Raw genomic sequence first — 15,763 nt, forward strand, 5'->3', positions numbered from 1 at the left:
CTAACTCTCGTGGGGTCGGGCGTCGAGGAACGCCTGGAGGAAGAGCGACGCCGCGACCATGTCTACCTTGCCCCGCATGGAGCGCTCGTCCATGCCCTGGGCCCTCAGGATACGTTTAGCCTCGGTGCTGGAGAGACGCTCGTCCGCGAATTCCAGAGGAAGACCGCAGGCACGGGCGATGTCGCGCGCCTGCGCCATGACCCGCTCGGCCTGGGGGCCGTCGTCACCGGCCATGGTCCTGGGCCTGCCGCACACGAGGACGTCGGGCTCGTGGTCCTCCAGGACGCGACGGAACGTCCGGGCGCCCGAGAGCACCTCGTCAGCGGGGAGCACGCACACCGGGAAGGCGACGGCGCCCGAGACATCGGACGCCGCCACACCGATGCGGCGCTCCCCTATGTCCAGGGCAAGGTACCGCACCGGCTACTTCCCCTGGCCCAGACGCTCGCGCACGGCGTCGAGGGCGTCGGCGATGACCGCGGGGCCGGGCAGCCCGCCCTGGGCCATGGCGGGCTTGCCGCCGCCGCGGCCGCCGAAGGCACCGGTGACCGCCTTCACGACGGCGCCGGCGTCGAAGCCGGCCTCGACGGCCTCCTTGGTGCCGGCGGCCAGAAGCGACGTCTTGCCCTCGTCGGACTGGGAGACGAGGAAGCACGCCACGGGGCCCTTGGCCTGCTCGCGCAGGGTATCCCAGACGCCGCGGAGGTCGCGCGCGTCGCGGCCGTCCAGGCGCGTCACCACGGCCTTGTAGCCGTCGCACTGGATTGCGCCGGCCAGGGCGTCCACGGCGGCGTTGGCGCCGGCGCCGGAGAGCGCGCGCTTGAGCTTGGCCTTGAGGTCGCGCTCGCGGGCCAGCATGTCGTCCACGGCGCCGGCCACGGAGGCGGGGCGGCTCTTGAGGGAGGCGGCCGCGGCGTCGAGGGCGTCGAGGCGGCCGTTGAGGAAGTCCAGGGCGCCGAGCGAGGTCACGGCCTCGATGCGACGGGCGGCGCTGCCCACGGAGCCCTCGGACACGATCTTGAAGATGCCGAGCTCGGCGGTGTTGGAGGCGTGGAGGCCGCCGCAGAGCTCCGCGGAGAAGGGCTCGGGGCCCTCGCCGGCACGCACCACGCGCACCTCGTCGCCGTACTTCTCGCCGAAGAGCGCCACGGCGCCGGAGGCCTTGGCGTCCTCGATGGACATGAGCTCGGTGGTCACCGGCAGGGCGAGGAAGATCTGCTCGTTGACGAGCTCCTCGATGCTATGGACCTGCGCCTGGGTCAGGGCCTCGAAGTGGGTGAAGTCGAACCTCAGGCGGTCGGGGGCCACGAGGGAGCCGGCCTGGTGCACGTGGTCGCCCAGGACACGCTTGAGCGCGGCGTCCAGCAGGTGGGTGGCCGTGTGGTTGCGGCGGATGAGCTCGCGGCGGCGCTCGTCGACCTCGGCGGTCACGATGTCGCCCACGCGCACGAAGCCGCCCTTGACGCGGCCCACGTGGGCCGTGAGGCCGTCGTGGGAGACGGTGTCGTCCACATCCATGCGGAACTCGATGCCGGAGAGCTCGCCGGTGTCGCCCACCTCGCCGCCCATCTCGGCGTAGAACGGGGTGCGGTCGAGCACGACCTCCACGTCGTCGCCGGTCTCGGCGCGCATGACGCTCTCGCCGTCGCGCACGATGGACAGCACGGTGCAGCCTCGGAGCTCGCCCCCCTCGTAGCCGTGGAACTCCGTGGCGTCCACGGAGTCGGACAGGGCCGTCCAGACGTCCACCTGGCTCCATGCGTCGGAGTCGGTGGCGCCGGCGGCGCGGGCGCGGGAGCGCTGGGCCTCCATGTCGGCGTCGAAGGCCCCCTGGTCGATGTCGTGGCCGGCGCCGAGGGCGATCTCGCGGGTGAGGTCCACGGGGAAGCCGTAGGTGTCGTGCAGGGTGAAGGCCACGTGGCCGGAGAGGGTCTCCCCCTCCGCGAGCCTCTCGAGCTCCCCCTCAAGGTAGAGGCGGCCGGTCTCGATGACGGAGGAGAAGCGGGCCTCCTCGGCGCGGACGGTCCCCTCGATGAGGGCGGCGTTCTCCACGAGCTCGGGGTAGGTGTCACCCATGAGGCGCGTCACCTCGGCCACGTAGTCGCAGAGGAAGGCGTCCTCGATGCCCAGCAGGCGACCGTGGAAGACGGCGCGGCGGAGCAGGCGGCGCAGCACGTAGCCGCGGCCCTCGTTGGAGGGCAGAATGCCGTCGCCGATCATGAACGTGACGGCACGGGAGTGGTCGGCGATGATGCGCAGCGAGACGTCCTTGGAGAACTCCTGCCCGTAGGTGGCGCCGGAGAGGCGCTCGCCGAGCTCGATGAGGCTCCAGAGGATGTCGCCGTCGTAGTTGGACGACTTGTGCTGCATGATGGCGGCCATGCGCTCGAGGCCCATGCCGGTGTCGACGTTCTGGTGCGGGAGGTCTGCCAGCGTGCCGTCCTCCTGGCGGTCGTACTGGGTGAACACGAGGTTCCAGAACTCGAGGAAGCGGTCGCAGTCGCAGCCCGGGGCGCAGTCGGGGCTGCCGCAGCCGTGCTCCTCGCCCTGGTCGAAGTAGATCTCGGAGCAGGGGCCGCAGGGGCCGGTGGGGCCGGCGGCCCAGAAGTTGTCATCCTCGCCCAAGCGCGAGATGTGGCCCGGGTCCACGCCCAGGGACTCCCAGATGGCCGCGCAGTCGTCGTCGTCGGTGAAGACGGTGAAGTAAAGGCGGTCGAGCGGGAGGTGCAGGTGGTTGACGATGAAGTCGAACGCCCACTCGCAGGCCTGGCGCTTGGAGTAACCGCCGAAGGCGAAGTTGCCAAGCATCTCGAAGAACGAGAGGTGACGCCCGTCGAGGCCGATGGCGTCGATGTCGTTGGTGCGCAGGCACTTCTGGCACGAGGTGGCGCCGATGGCGTCCTTGAGGGTCTTGGTGCCCAGGTAGTACTGCTTGAACTGGTTCATGCCGGCGTTGGCGAGGAGCAGCGACGGGTCGTCGGGGACCAGCGAGGAGGACGGGAACCGCTTGCAGCCGTGGGCCTCGAAGAAGTCGAGGAACGAGGAGCGGATCTCTGCGGTGGTCATGGTCGGGTAGTCAAGTTCAGCCACGGGGCTTCTCCTTTGCAGGCTGGTCGCATACAGGGGGCATTCTACCGCTTGTCCCGGTCCCGGTCGTCGTCTTGGGCGTCGCCGCCGCGCTGCCCCGACGCGCGGTCGTGGCCGCGCTCGAGGATGGAGGCGGCCTCCGCGGCGTGGCGCCGGATGACCTCGGTGACGTCGGGCCTGGGCGCAGGGTCGGCCTCGGCCGTGACGTCGGTCTCCGGCGGCTCGGGCACGAGGCGGCTCGTGGCGAAGAAGTGGTCGTCGTCGAGGGCGTCGCAGGAGGGCGCCGGGCTGCCGTCGGCGTGGCGGTAGGGCGTGCCCTGAAAGAGCGCGCCGTCGCGGGACACGAGTTGGCGGCCCGTGCGGGTCTCGAAGTAGTAGATGAACACGCCCTTGATGGCGGCGCTCACCGGGATGGAGATGGCCATGCCCACGGCGCCGCCGAGGCTCGAGCCCACCACGATGGCGAGGAGCGACAGGGCGGGGTGCACCTGGACGGCGGAGCGCATGACGACGGGGCTCACGACGTTGTCGGTGACGTTCTCGGCCACCATGGCCACCACGAGGGTCCAGAAGGCGCACACCGGGCTCACGAACAGGGCCGTCACCGTGGCGATGGCCGCGCTGATCCAGGGGCCCACGACGGGCACGAAGTGGAGCAGCCCCGTGAGGATGCCCATGAGCGGGGCGTAGGGCTGGCCCACGACCGTGAAGCCGAGGAACGCCAGCGAGCCGCCCACGATGGACGTGATGACGATGCCGCGCATGTAGCCGCCCATGGAGCGGCTGGCGACAGCCAGGAGCAGCGTGAGGTCGTCGCGGTGGGCGGGGCCGGCGATGACGGCGAACTCCCGCACGATCCTGGGGTAGTCGCGCGCGAGCCAGTAGGCCATGACGAGGCCCAGGAAGAACATGAAGAACACGTTGACGATGTTCATGAGGTTGGGCAGCAGGCCGCTGGAGAGCTGGCTCGCGAGGTCGGTGGCGAACCTGGACCCCATGGTGGACAGGGCGTCCACCACGCCGGTCATGTTCTGCTGGAGGTCCGCGGTGTCCGCGTTGCCGTAGCGCTCGAAGAGCGAGCGCAGCCAGTCCTGGGTCTCGCGGAGGTAGCCGGGGATGCGCTCGAGGAGCGACGTGAGCTGCTCGGTGAACGCGGGACCCAGCACCGCCACCACAGCGGCGGCCACGCCGAGCACGCACACGAGGGCCATGATGGCTCCGAGGGCGCGCCCCACGCCGTGGTTCTCGAGCCAGTTGACGAGCGGGCTGCAGATGAAGCCCACGATGATGCCCACGGCGAGGAACTCGATGGCGGGGGCCAGGAAGCCCAGGGCCCAGACCACGAAGATGAAGACGAGGACGAACCCCACGACCGTCCACACGCGCACCATGCGCAGGCGGTCGGACGCGGGGACCCCCGTCGGCTGCTGTACTGACGGTTGGCCGGCCATGCTACCCCATCAGCCCCTCGGGGTCGATGCGGTCCTGGACCTTCTTGAGGGTGCGGCGCAGGAAGCGCGAGACCTGTACCTGGCTCACGCCGAGGCGCTTGGCGATCTCCACCTGGGTGAGGCCGTCCTGGAAGCGCATCTTGAGGACCTCCTGCTCGCGCGGCGAGAAGGAGCCGATGGTGTCCTCGATGACCATGCGGTCGTCGGAGGCAAGAAGGTCCTGGTCCTCGGTGGCGTAGTGGTCGATGACCGAGGGGGCGTCCTGGTCGCCGGAGCCGCCGCCCTCGAGGGGCACGGAGCTGTAGGCGCTCGAGGACTCCATGGCCTCGAGGACCTCGTCGACGGTGACGCCGAGGGAGGCCGCGATCTCGTCCACGGAGGGCGAGCGCTGGAGGTCCTTCGTGAGCTCGTCGGTGGCCTGGTTGACCTTGGCCGAGAGCTCCTGCAGGCGTCTGGGCACGCGCACGGACCAGCCCTTGTCGCGGAAGTGACGCTTGATCTCGCCCATGATGGTGGGCGTGGCGTAGGTGGTGAACTCCAAGCCGCGCTCCGGCTCGAAACGGTCGATGGCCTTGATGAGGCCTATCGTGCCCACCTGGATGAGGTCGTCGAGAGACTCGCCGCGGTTCTTGAACTTGGAGGCGAGGAAGCGCACGAGGTTGAGGTGGCTCACGATGAGCTGCTCGCGGGCGTCCTCGTCGCCCTCGTCCTTGTACAGGGCGAAGAGCTCCCGCGTGCGCTCCTTGTCCCACGCCAGCTTGCCTCTGCCGGCACCGGCGGACATGCGGCGGGCGTGGATGCCGGAGGTCCGGGAGACCTGGGGCCTGGACTCGCTCACTCGGCCCCTCCCATCTTCTTGAGGACCGTGAGGCGCGTGTGGCCGTCGTCGATGGAGTACTCGTCGGTGACCGATCCGAGGATGAGCTGGGCGTAGTCGAACGAGCCCTCCTCGTAGGCGTCCTCCACGTCGCGGCAGGGGCCCAGGGAGAAGCTCATCCGGATCTGGGCCTCGTCGATGGCGAAGAGGATGTCGCAGAAGTCCTGCTCGGTGGCGCAGGCGTAGACGAAGCCCTCCTCGGCGGCCATGCGCACGTCCTCGACGTCGTCGATGGACAGGCCGCAGACCACGGCCAGGTTGGCTGCCAGCATACGCACCGAGCGGGCGAACTCCGCCGATGCGGGGGTCTTGAGCTCGACGATCTTGCTATCCATGGGGCCTCTCCTACTCGTTGTCGCTGTCGGTGGGGGCGCTGGCGGGATAGGTGAAGTACCCGCTGTCGTCGGAGACGGTCTCTACCTCGGGAGCCGCGGCGTCGATGGCCGCGGCCTCGGCCTCGGGCAGCGGCTGGGCCCCCTGCTCGCCGCCCTTGCCGGTGATCTTGTTGACGGCCCTGCCCGCGACGGCGGCGGCCTTGTCGACGACGCCGCTCACGGCGGTGGTGGCGTCGGAGGCGGCCCCGGTGACGGTCCCCACGTCGGACAGGATGGTGTTCACCTGAAGGAGGTCGAGGGAGAGGGCGTCCACCGTGGTCTCCACCTTGCCGAGGAGGGGCTTGACCTCCTGGATGGCGGGGTTGAGGTCGGCGACGGCCTTGTCGACGTTCTTGATGGTGCCCTGGAGCCCGTCGACCGTGCCGTCGACCTTGTCCACGAGGCCGTCGACCTTGCCGCGGACCTTGCGCAGGGTGAGGGCGATCTCGACGCCCACCCACACGAAGGCGGCGATGAGCACGACGAGCGCGACGATAATCCAGATGTTCATGGCGTTCCCTTTCTCAGGGCGCCGGCCTCGGCCGGGGCCCGTTCGCTCCGATGGTTTGCATTCTACCCATCTGAGGGCGCAGGCCCACCGCCGCGGTCGCGGGCCACGGCCTCGCGGCGCCAGGCCTCCCACCCCCGCTCCGACGGGTGCCAGAACGCACCCGCGGAGAGGCCCTCGGGCAGGTAGCGCTGGGGGACCCAGCCGGCCGGGAAGGCGTGGGGGTAGAGGTAGGGCCCGTAGGAGTCGGACCCGGGGCGGTGGCGGTCGCGCAGGTGGTTGGGCACCTCGCGGCGCGGGCCGCGACGCACCTCGGAGAGCGCGGCGTCTATGCCGGCCTCGCAGGCGTTGGACTTGGGAGCGAGGGCGAGGTAGGTGGCCGCCTGGGCCAGGTTGATGCGGCACTCCGGGTAGCCGATGACCTCCGCGGCCTTGAAGGCGGCCTCGGCCACGAGGACGGCCTGGGGGTCGGCGTTGCCCACGTCCTCGGACGCGCAGATGAGGATGCGGCGGGCGATGAAGCGCGGGTCCTCTCCCCCGTCGATCATGCGGGCGAGCCAGTAGAGGGCGGCGTCGGGGTCGGAGCCCCGCATGGACTTGATGAAGGCCGAGACCACATCGTAGTGCATGTCGCCGCCCTTGTCGTAGGGCAGGCCGCGGCGGGGGTTGGCCTCCTCGACCTCGGCGACCGTGATGGCGTAGGGGCCCTCCTCCGGGACGGACGCCGGCACCGTGCCGTCGGGGCTCGCGAGCTGGGACGCCAGCTCCAGCGTGGTGAGCGCGGCCCGGCCGTCGCCGCCGGCGAGCGACACCACGGCGGCGCGGGCCTCGTCGTCGAGGGCGAAGCAGCCACGGAGGCCCCGGTCGCTGGCCAGGGCGCGGTCCACGAGCTCCCCCACGGCGCCGTCGTCCAGGGCCGTGAGCTCCACCACGCGGCTGCGGGACAGCAGGGCCGAGTTGACCTCGAAGTAGGGGTTCTCGGTGGTCGCGCCCACAAGCACCACCACGCGGTCCTCCACGGCGTGGAGCAGGGCGTCCTGCTGGCTACGGTTGAACCGGTGGATCTCGTCCACGAACAGGATCGTGCGCCGGCCGTCGGAGAGCAGGCGGTGCTCGGCGGCGTCCACCTCGCGGCGGAGGTCCTTGACGGTGCCGGTGATGGCCGACACCTCCACGAACTCCGCCCGGGTGACGTTGGCCACGATGCGGGCCAGGGTGGTCTTGCCCGTGCCGGCGGGGCCGTAGAGGATCACGGAGGAGAGCACGTCGTGCTCGATGGCGCGGCGCAGCCACGAGCCGGGGCCCACCGCCTGGGGCTGGCCGACGAACTCCTCGAGGGTGTGGGGTCGCATGCGGGCGGCGAGAGGTGCGAACCGCGCCTTGGCCTCGCGCTCCCGCTGGGAGAATAGAGTGTCCATGGCAGGTATTGTAAGGTCTTGGAAACTAATGTTCGCCATACTGGCCCAAACCCACGAACTCGACGGAGGGACCATGGACTACACGGCGGGGACCTGCCGCCGCCCCCTCATCGGCATCTGCGGCAGGCCCGACGAGACGGGCGAGTACCTCATCATCTTCAAGGACTACGCGGACCGCGTCTACGAGGCCGGCGGCCTCCCCGCGGGCCTGCCCGCCCACGAGGGCGCCGACGCCTGCGCCGACGAGGTGGCCGAGCGCTTCGACGGCATCGTGTTCACCGGCGGCTGCGACATCGACGGCGCGAGCTTCGGCGGGCGCGCCTACGACGACTCCACCCACCACCCCCTCGGCGAGACCATGCCCGTGCGCGACGCCTTCGAGGGCGCCCTCGTGCACGCCTGCTGGGACCGGGACGTGCCGTGCCTGGGCGTCTGCCGAGGCCTCCAGGTCATGAACGTGGCCATGGGCGGGAGGCTCGTGCGCGACGTGAGCGAGCAGGCCTGGTCCATGGCCGCGCACATCGGCAGTCACCTGCAGCCCGAGCCCTTCGACACGCCGAGCCACGACGTGCTGGTGGAGCCCAACAGCGAGCTCGCCCGCATCCTCGGCCGCCTGGAGACCCGGGTGAACTCCATCCACCACCTGGCCATCTCGGAGGTGCCCCAGGGCGGCCACGTGGTGGCGCGCGCCCTCGACGGCACGCCCGAGGCCATCGACTTCACGGACCGCACGTTCTTCATGGGCGTGCAGTGGCACCCCGAGATCATGGGCACGCAGCCCGAGCTCTTCTCGGCCTTCGTGGCCGCGGCCGACGCCCGGCGGAGGGCCCTGGGCCGCTGAGGGTCCGGCCCGGGTACAGCACGCGGGCGCAGACGGACAGGGCGCCCGGGACCGCCGTCTGAGACGGGTCCCGGGCGCCCTCCGCGCCCCAGCCGTGCGTGTCCCGGCCGGCCGTCAGCCCGCGAGCATGAGGGCCACGGCCACGAAGGCCGTCACCACGCCCACGAGCGACTCGCCGCCGAGAAGGCCCGACGCCGCCGCCTGCCAGCGCGCCTCCCGGGCCGCCTTAGCCTCGGGGTCGTCATCCCTGTGGCGGTGCTCCACGACGATGCGCACGAGGGCGCCGAGGCCCGCCGACGCGCTCATGTGGAACGGCAGGTACACGCCCAGGCCGAGCGTCATGACCGGCAGCTTGAGCAGGGCCATGACGAAGCCGGCCGCCAAGGCGCCGAAGAACACGCCCACGTGGGGGATGCCGCCCGCCATGGTCGCCACGACGGAGGCCTGGGCGGCCACGAAGGTGTCGGCGCCGGTGGCCTCGGGGCCGAAGGCCTCGGGCCCGTAGGCGCCGGCCAGAGCCATGAGCATGAGCGAGGCGACCACGGCGCCCACGAGGCCGCCCACCGCCATGCCGGCGAACTGGTCGCGCGGGTCGGTGTCCAGGGCGTCGCCGGCCTTGAGGTCGTTCATGACGTCGCCCACGATGCCGCAGGCCACGGCCACCACGGCCGCGCCGAGGAACAGCGTCTCCATGGAGAGGCCCGCGAAGGCGATGCGCACGAGCAGCAGCACGAGCACGCCGAAGATCTCCATGGGGTTGATGCCCATGGTTCCCGTGAGCCACGCGGAGAGGTACACCGAGAACCACGCGCCGAGGATGACGACGACCGACGGCAGCGGCCCGAGGCCGAGGCCCACGCAGGCGACGACGGCCACCACGGCCATGGCGAGCGCCACGGCGGAGCGGGGCACGGAGAGGCGGCGGCGCTCCTCGGCGGCGTCGGGGCGCGGCGCGGCGCCGGCGCCACCCGCGAGGCGCGCCTTGACGACGGGCACGAGCCCCGAGACCACGGCCCCGCCGCCCACGCCGAGCATGAGACCGAGGCCGAGGCTCGTCTGGATGGACGGCGCGTCCGCGGCGGCGATGACGCCGAGGGCGGGAAGGGCCCAGGCCACCACGACGGTGCCCAGGACGGCGCCGGCGAACCACACGAGGGCGGGCACGACGCCCACCACGAAGCCCATGGCCGCCATCATCGGCGAGTTGTACACGCCCAGGGTGACGCCGGGGATGACGCCGCCGAAGCCCAGGACCGAGGGCAGGGCACCAAGGTTGTCGCGGACGAAGGCGTAGAGGGCGGCGAGGCCCATGGACCCGAAGAGCACCGGGGCGTCCTTGCCCTGGGAGCCGTCGCAGGCCCTGAGGGTGTCCGCCGCCGAGAGACCCACGGGGTAGGCCAGACGCCGCTCCCGGATGAAGTAGGGCTGGAGCACCGCCGAGGCCACGAGGCCGAGGGCCGTGCCCGACAGGGCGCAGAGCAGCACCTGGGGGAACGTCACCTGGTACTGGGGGCCCAGCATCCAGAGACCGGGCAGCGTGAAGGCGAGGCCGCCGGCCACCATGGCGCCGGCACTCATGGCCGCGTGGCACACGTTGGCCTCGTGGAGGTCCCGGCTGCCGAGGGCCCTCAGGGTCACCACCGAGGCCAGGGCCGCGAAGACGATGGGCCAGGGCAGGGCCCCCATCTTGAGGGCGATGAACATGGAGCTCGCCGTGAGCACGGCGCTGCCCACCGACCCGATGACGAGGGCGCGCGGCGTGAGGGCGCGGCCGGCCCGCGGGGACTGGCTGGTCTCAGGGTGCATTGGTCTCCCCTAACGTGAGGATGTTCGCGGTTGTTCGGGCAATGGTAGCTGAAAATCAGGCACAGGCGCGGGGCACGGACTGATGTGCACTGGGGTGGGCGCGGGCGCTGGGGCGCCGCAGGCCTCAGGCCAGGGCATCGAAATAGTTGTGCTGGGGGAAGACCTTGGCGGCGGTGGGGTCCAGGCGCTCGGCGAGGGCCATGAAGTAGTCGTCGGTCATCGAGGCGATGTAGTCGGCCGCCGTCTGCACCGGGTCGGCCTCCCAGTCGTAGGTGCGGTCGTAGTGGGCCAGGTCGGCCTCCAGGGGCGCCACATGGTGGGCGAAGACCGGCGCCTCGGCCCGACCGGCCCGGAGGTCGTCGAGGGCGGCGTCGAACACGAGCTCGAACAGCCCCTCCACGGCGTGGCTTGTGGCCCCGTTTATCTCGGTGGAGTGGTAGATGCGCTCGAAGTTCTCCCGCTTGGCGCGCTTGAGCTCGGCGAACCCCTCGTCGCTCATCACTATGGCGTCCTGGCCCAGGCTCGACTCCACGATGTCCGAGATGAAGGCGTCGAGGGCCCAGCTGTTGTAGGCGCCGCCGAGGCCGTCGGCGAAGGAGCCCTCCCCCACGTGACCGGCGCGGATGGCGTCCTGACGGTCCTTGCCCACGTAGGCCACGATGTCGGCCACGCGCACGACGCAGCCCTCGAGCGTCATAGGCCTGAGGTGCCCCACGGCTCCCTCGCCCTCCGTGGCGCAGGCGGCCACGGCTGCGTCGAACCCCTCGAAGGAGGAGAGGCCCGAGACGGTGAAGCGCTGGAGCTCGCACTCGCCGTTGTGGCAGAGGATGCCGTCCAGGGTCTGGAGGCAGAGGTTGCGCCCGTAGAGGGTGTCGAGCACGCGCACGGAGTGCACGTTGTGGAAGAACCGCCGCCCGTCGCGACGGCGCAGGATGGCGTCCAGGAAGCGCTCGCCGGCGTGGCCGAACGGCGTGTGGCCGATGTCGTGGCCGAGGGCCACGGCCTCGATGAGGTCGCAGTTGAGGCCGAGGGCCCGGCCGATGTCGCGGGCCACGCGGCTCACGAGCTGCACGTGGAGGCCGCGGCGCGAGAGGTCCTCGTCGGCGAGGAAGCTGAACACCTGGGTCTTGCCGGCGAGGCGGTTGTAGGCCGGCAGGTGCATGACCTTCTCGACGTCGCGCATGAAGGCGGGGCGGAGGGCCGTGGCCACGTCCCGGGGCTCGTCCGCACGGCGGAGCGCAGCGGAGTCGGGCGTGGCCCAGGGGCTGCAGGCACCCCGGGCGGCGTTCTCGGCCACCTGGGCCCGCGCCTCGGGGGAGAGCCCCCGGGCGAGGCCGGGCGCCAGGGGGTTGAGGGCGCCCTGCCGGCTGCCGGGCCTCACGGCCGGCCCCCGCGGTCCACGAAGCAGCCCATGTTGAGGCGGCTCGTCCACTCGCCGATGGTGGCGCCCACGCCGCAGCGGGTGAAGACGCCCGAGAAGCGTCCGCCGAAGAGGTAGAGGCCCTCCATACAGGAGGCATCCACGACGCCCGAGAGCTGGGTGACGTCCTCCGGCGCGCAGCCGCCCACGACCACGGGGCACACGTACTGCGGCGCGTAGGCCTGCACGACGGCGCCGGTCTCGCGGCCCCGCCCGAGGACCTCGAGCCAGCGCCCGTCGTCCACGTCGCGGCCGGCCACGACGGAGTCGGCGTTGTAGCCGTCGGCGGGCTTGACGATCCAGGCCTCCCGGTCGAGGTAGGGGGCGAGGTCGTCTCCCGGGGCGAGCACCTTGGTGAACGGCACGTGGGCCCGCACGAACTCGAGCTCCCCGGCGTCCAGCACCGAGGCCGCCTGCGGGCCGTGGAAGAAGGCGAACACGTTCTTGGTGGCGCAGGGCCAGGTGGAGAAGCCGCCCACCACGCAGGCCAGGTTCTCCTCGGCGGCGAGGACCAGGGCGTCGGCCCCTTCGCAGGGCTTCCCCATCATCTCCGAGACCACCACGCGACGCCACACGCAGTCTATGGGGCCGCGGCCGTCCATGAGGCGCCACCGGCCGCCCACCTCGTCGACGGAGAGGTCGCGGATGTCGGTGATGCGGGCGTCCACGCCCATGGCGGCGAAGCGGGCCACGAAGTCCTCAGCCTCGTCGCGGGAGAGCGACTCCAGGTAGTCGACGACGGCGAGGCTGGGCCGCCCCGCCGGGAAGGGCCCGGTCCCGGCCAGGTCCCAGGCGCCGTAGCAGTCCAGGACCTCACGGGCGCAGGCGTCCACCACCGAGTAGGGGTCGAGGCCGGGGCGCTCCCCCTCGAGCGCGGCGAACGTGGGGCTCAGAGCCACGGCGCGGGAGACCTCGTCGGTGGCCGTCATGCCCGCCGAGCCGTCGCAGTTGAGCTCGCAGAACCAGTACTCCCCGGTGTCCTCGTTCAGGAACACGTCCACGCGGGCCACGGGGACCGGGCAGGGGAAGTGGTCCTCGATGAGGCAGAGGCGCTCGACGTCGGCGGGCAGCCCGAAGGCGGCGCGCACCGCCGGGTCGGAACGGTAGGCCCGGAGCGTCTTGGCCATGATGCGGTACATGGTCTCGGCGGCGTCGGCGAGCAGGCGCTCGCCCTCGACGGTGAACAGCTTGGGCGTGAAGGCCCAGCTGAGCGGGGCCCCGTGGTAGAGGGCGTGCGTCCCGGCGAGGTAGGCCTGCCCCGCGGCGCGGCCCTCGGCGTCGAGGCCGGGCAGCGACCCGCAGAGGGCGTTGAAGCGGTCCTCCAGGGCGCGCCCGAGGGCGGGTGCGGCGGCGTCGGGCGCCGGTGCGGGCGCGGCGTCGGCGCGGGCCGGGGCGCCCTCCCCCACCGACGCCGGGGCCAGCGGCTCCAGGTGGCAGGGCACGGCCGGCGCCAGGGCGGCGAGGTCGATGGGCTCGGTGTCCTCCGGCGGCAGGTCGCAGGGCTCGGCGCCCTCCCGGGCGGCGATGGCCTCCCGGGCGGCGCGGCGGGCCTTCTTGGCCGCCATGGTGTCGATGGGCGGCTCGCCGGCCATGACGCGGCCGATGCGCAGGGCCATGAGCCGGGCGCCGCGGGCCGAGGGGTGGTCGGCGTCAGCGAAGTAGCGGGCGCGGTCCTCAAGGAGCTCGAGGCCGTCCACGAGGGTCACCTCAGGGTGGCGGGCGCAGGCGTCGGCGATGAGTCCTGGGACCGTGCCGTAGGCGGCGCCGCGGGCCGTGGGGTAGGCGTCCTCGTCGTGAGGCGTCGGCGTGGCGCAGAAGAGGCGGGCCTCGGGCCAGAGGGAGCATACGGTGTCGATGTAGGCGGCGACCTCGCGGGCCACGACGGTGCCGGACCACCCCTCGAAGCGGTAGTTGGGGCCGAGGGCCACCCACACCGTGTCCGGGGCCTCGAGGGCCCCGAGTCCCATGAGGGCCGTGGGCTGGAACACGAGACCGCCCACGCCCTGGTTCACGAGGTCGAGGCCCTTGTCGGCCGCCACGAGCGCCGGCCAGGTGCCGGCCGGGTCGCCGGCGAGGAACCCCTGGGAGATGGAGTCGCCCAGCACGAGGAGGGTGGGCCGGGGCGGCACCGGGTCCACGTACGTGCCGTCGCAGAGCACCATGCCCACGGTGCAGCCCCTCAGGGCCGGCAGGTAGATGCGCACGTGGCGGCGCGGGTCGAACCCCGGCAGCGTGGGGTCCCCGTCCTCGCCGGCGAGGTCCACCACGAGCTCCACGGGGCCCTCCGGGGGCATGCACGGCGCCACGGGCCGGCCGTCGACCGTGGCCGAGACGCCGTCGAACGGGTCGTCCGCAGGGCCTCCGACGGCGAGCTCCACCTGGGCCACGGTGGTGCGGGGCTCGGGGTCCACGTCTATCTGGAGGGCGCACTCGGAGGCGTCGGTCTCGAACTCGACCACGATCCCGGAGGTGGTGCGCGCCTGGGCCCGGTAGAGCGACGGGTGCCACGCGGCGCAGCTCCCCAGGGCCCTGAGCTGGGAGGGGAAGAACCGCAGCGGACGCACCCAGCCGGACGCGCCGCGCTCGAGCGACACGGCCCCGTGGAGCAGCCCCTCGGCGGGGACCTCCACGGGCCAGCTCCTCCCCAGCCTGTGCCAGCGGCATCTGCCCATTCGGGTCCCCCTCTCGCGGTCGGCGCTCATCGGACACCGGCCATTGTCTCACAAGGCACCCAGGGCCCCTCACCCTCGCCCGATGGGTAAGAGCACCCCGGGGCGCCGTGCCCCGGACAGGATGCGTGGGAAGGGAGCCCCGTGACCGTCATCGCGCGCGCACTCATCGTGCTTGTGACCCTCTACGCCTGCGGGCGCATCATGTACCAGGGCGACGACCCCAAGGTGCGCTGGCGCATCTTCCACGTGGTGCTGGAGTTCTGCGTCGTCATGGTGGGCAACGCCCTGGTGATGGCCGCGCTCCTGGTGGGGGCCGCCGCGCTGCTCCGGGTCCCCGGGCCCACCGCCGCGCTCATGGGCCTCCTGGTGACCGACGACGGCCGGTTCTCGGCGGGGACGCTCATGACCGCCATCTTCCTCCTGGTGTTTGCCACCGCCATCGTGCAGTACGAGGTGCGGCGCCTCCTGCGTGGCCGCTTCGGCTGGGTGTCCATGGGCGGCGACGAGTACCAGATCTTCGAGTACATCATCCAATGGCTGACCATCTTCTGCGTGGTCTACCAGTGCTTCTTCGAGGGGTTTGCCAGCGTGGCGCGCCTCGGGCACCCGGAGGGCCTCGGCCAGTTCTTCTCCATCGCCCTCACGCCGGCCAACATCAACCTCGTGCTGCAGCCGTTGCTCATCTCCAGCTGGGTGACCGTGGTGTTGGAACGGTTCGCCCGCCGGAACGCCCCCAAGCGCGGGTCCGCCCGCATCAAGGGCCGCTCCCCACAAAAAAGGCGCCCCGGGCCGCATCGCGGCAGCAGGGGGCGCCGGGGCAGGGCCGATCGGGGCGCGGCTAGGCGTCGAGGCCGTCGTTGATGATGGCGGCGATCTTCTCGGCGTCGTCGGTGGCGCGCATGGCGTCGCGGAACTCCTCGCGCATGAGCATCACGGCGACGTTGGAGAGGAGCTTGATGTGGGTGGTGCCGGCCTCCCCGTCGGGGACGAGCAGGGAGATGACCACGTCGACGGGCTTGTCGTCGAAGGACGGCCACTCGACGGGCTCCTGGAGCTTCACGACGATGACGCCGGCCTCCTTGATGGCGTCGGCCTTGGCGTGGGGGATGGCGAAGCCGTCCTGCATGCCGGTGGCACCCATGTCCTCGCGGGCGTCGTAGGCGGCGCGCACGGTGGCGGCGTCCTCGGCCATGCCCAGGGCCACGGCCTGCTCGGACAGGAGCTGGAGGACCTCCTCGCGGCTCTTGGAGGGGTTGTCCACGAAGACCTGGCTTGCCTTAACGAAATCGCTCATGTTGCCTCCTTGGGG

13 protein-coding genes are annotated in these 15,763 nt (G+C 71.8%); 2 read left to right on the forward strand and 11 right to left on the reverse strand.

From position 1 onward, the window contains the following. From ruvX to OR600_RS06080, 7 genes are all read right to left on the reverse strand, one after another. Nucleotides 1-420, reverse strand: a complete 420-nt coding sequence (gene ruvX, locus OR600_RS06050; protein ID WP_135977196.1) for a Holliday junction resolvase RuvX — start codon at nt 418-420, stop codon at nt 1-3. A gap of 3 nt (nt 421-423) precedes the next feature. After that, the gene (alaS, locus tag OR600_RS06055) at nt 424-3,066 is read right to left on the reverse strand and encodes an alanine--tRNA ligase (RefSeq protein ID WP_135977455.1); all 2,643 of its coding nucleotides are present in this window, start codon (nt 3,064-3,066) and stop codon (nt 424-426) included. Between the two features lie 65 nt (nt 3,067-3,131). Continuing rightward, entirely contained in the window at nt 3,132-4,538 is a 1,407-nt protein-coding gene (locus OR600_RS06060) for an AI-2E family transporter (RefSeq protein ID WP_135977195.1), read from the reverse strand. A 1-nt stretch (nt 4,539) separates the two neighbouring features. After that, nucleotides 4,540-5,322 carry a SigB/SigF/SigG family RNA polymerase sigma factor gene (locus OR600_RS06065; RefSeq protein ID WP_135977454.1) on the reverse strand — a complete coding sequence of 261 codons (783 nt, stop codon included), beginning with the start codon at nt 5,320-5,322 and terminating at the stop codon, nt 4,540-4,542. 50 nt (nt 5,323-5,372) lie between these two features. After that, nucleotides 5,373-5,750, reverse strand: coding sequence for an ATP-binding protein (locus OR600_RS06070; protein ID WP_135977194.1), 378 nt, complete (start codon nt 5,748-5,750; stop codon nt 5,373-5,375). A gap of 10 nt (nt 5,751-5,760) precedes the next feature. Further along, entirely contained in the window at nt 5,761-6,300 is a 540-nt protein-coding gene (locus OR600_RS06075) for a hypothetical protein (protein ID WP_135977193.1), read from the reverse strand. 62 nt (nt 6,301-6,362) lie between these two features. Next, nucleotides 6,363-7,715, reverse strand: a complete 1,353-nt coding sequence (locus tag OR600_RS06080; RefSeq protein WP_135977192.1) for a replication-associated recombination protein A — start codon at nt 7,713-7,715, stop codon at nt 6,363-6,365. Between the two features lie 73 nt (nt 7,716-7,788). Here OR600_RS06080 and OR600_RS06085 point away from each other — a divergent pair, with 73 nt between their 5' ends. Continuing rightward, nucleotides 7,789-8,556, forward strand: a complete 768-nt coding sequence (locus OR600_RS06085; protein WP_168353964.1) for a gamma-glutamyl-gamma-aminobutyrate hydrolase family protein — start codon at nt 7,789-7,791, stop codon at nt 8,554-8,556. Between the two features lie 114 nt (nt 8,557-8,670). Here OR600_RS06085 and OR600_RS06090 read toward each other — a convergent pair whose 3' ends face one another. From OR600_RS06090 to OR600_RS06100, 3 genes are all read right to left on the reverse strand, one after another. Beyond that, entirely contained in the window at nt 8,671-10,362 is a 1,692-nt protein-coding gene (locus tag OR600_RS06090) for an OPT/YSL family transporter (protein ID WP_251173195.1), read from the reverse strand. 124 nt (nt 10,363-10,486) lie between these two features. Continuing rightward, nucleotides 10,487-11,743, reverse strand: coding sequence for a deoxyguanosinetriphosphate triphosphohydrolase family protein (locus OR600_RS06095; protein ID WP_135977189.1), 1,257 nt, complete (start codon nt 11,741-11,743; stop codon nt 10,487-10,489). Beyond that, on the reverse strand, nt 11,740-14,412 hold the full coding sequence (locus tag OR600_RS06100; protein WP_265590823.1) for an SGNH/GDSL hydrolase family protein: 2,673 nt from the start codon (nt 14,410-14,412) through the stop codon (nt 11,740-11,742). The genes OR600_RS06095 and OR600_RS06100 overlap by 4 nt, the downstream gene beginning before the upstream one ends. A 183-nt stretch (nt 14,413-14,595) precedes the next feature. Between OR600_RS06100 and OR600_RS06105 the strand changes: the two genes are divergently transcribed. Next, nucleotides 14,596-15,315, forward strand: a complete 720-nt coding sequence (locus tag OR600_RS06105) for an SA1002 family membrane protein (protein WP_135977187.1) — start codon at nt 14,596-14,598, stop codon at nt 15,313-15,315. Here OR600_RS06105 and OR600_RS06110 read toward each other — a convergent pair. After that, nucleotides 15,293-15,748, reverse strand: coding sequence for a PTS sugar transporter subunit IIA (locus OR600_RS06110; RefSeq protein ID WP_135977186.1), 456 nt, complete (start codon nt 15,746-15,748; stop codon nt 15,293-15,295). The two genes, OR600_RS06105 and OR600_RS06110, sit on opposite strands and share 23 nt — an antisense overlap. Nucleotides 15,749-15,763 lie beyond the last annotated feature (15 nt).

The organism is Granulimonas faecalis (assembly GCF_022834715.1).
GTDB lineage: Bacteria > Actinomycetota > Coriobacteriia > Coriobacteriales > Atopobiaceae > Granulimonas > Granulimonas faecalis.

Coding starts and splice junctions, on each gene's coding strand:
- OR600_RS06080 (WP_135977192.1), bottom strand. CDS start 7,715: ATGGACACTCTATTCTCCCAGCGGGAGCGCGAGGCCAAGGCGCGGTTC.
- OR600_RS06065 (WP_135977454.1), bottom strand. CDS start 5,322: ATGTCCGCCGGTGCCGGCAGAGGCAAGCTGGCGTGGGACAAGGAGCGC.
- OR600_RS06090 (WP_251173195.1), bottom strand. CDS start 10,362: ATGCACCCTGAGACCAGCCAGTCCCCGCGGGCCGGCCGCGCCCTCACG.
- OR600_RS06085 (WP_168353964.1), top strand. CDS start 7,789: ATGGACTACACGGCGGGGACCTGCCGCCGCCCCCTCATCGGCATCTGC.
- OR600_RS06110 (WP_135977186.1), bottom strand. CDS start 15,748: ATGAGCGATTTCGTTAAGGCAAGCCAGGTCTTCGTGGACAACCCCTCC.
- OR600_RS06070 (WP_135977194.1), bottom strand. CDS start 5,750: ATGGATAGCAAGATCGTCGAGCTCAAGACCCCCGCATCGGCGGAGTTC.
- alaS (WP_135977455.1), bottom strand. CDS start 3,066: ATGACCACCGCAGAGATCCGCTCCTCGTTCCTCGACTTCTTCGAGGCC.
- OR600_RS06060 (WP_135977195.1), bottom strand. CDS start 4,538: ATGGCCGGCCAACCGTCAGTACAGCAGCCGACGGGGGTCCCCGCGTCC.
- OR600_RS06075 (WP_135977193.1), bottom strand. CDS start 6,300: ATGAACATCTGGATTATCGTCGCGCTCGTCGTGCTCATCGCCGCCTTC.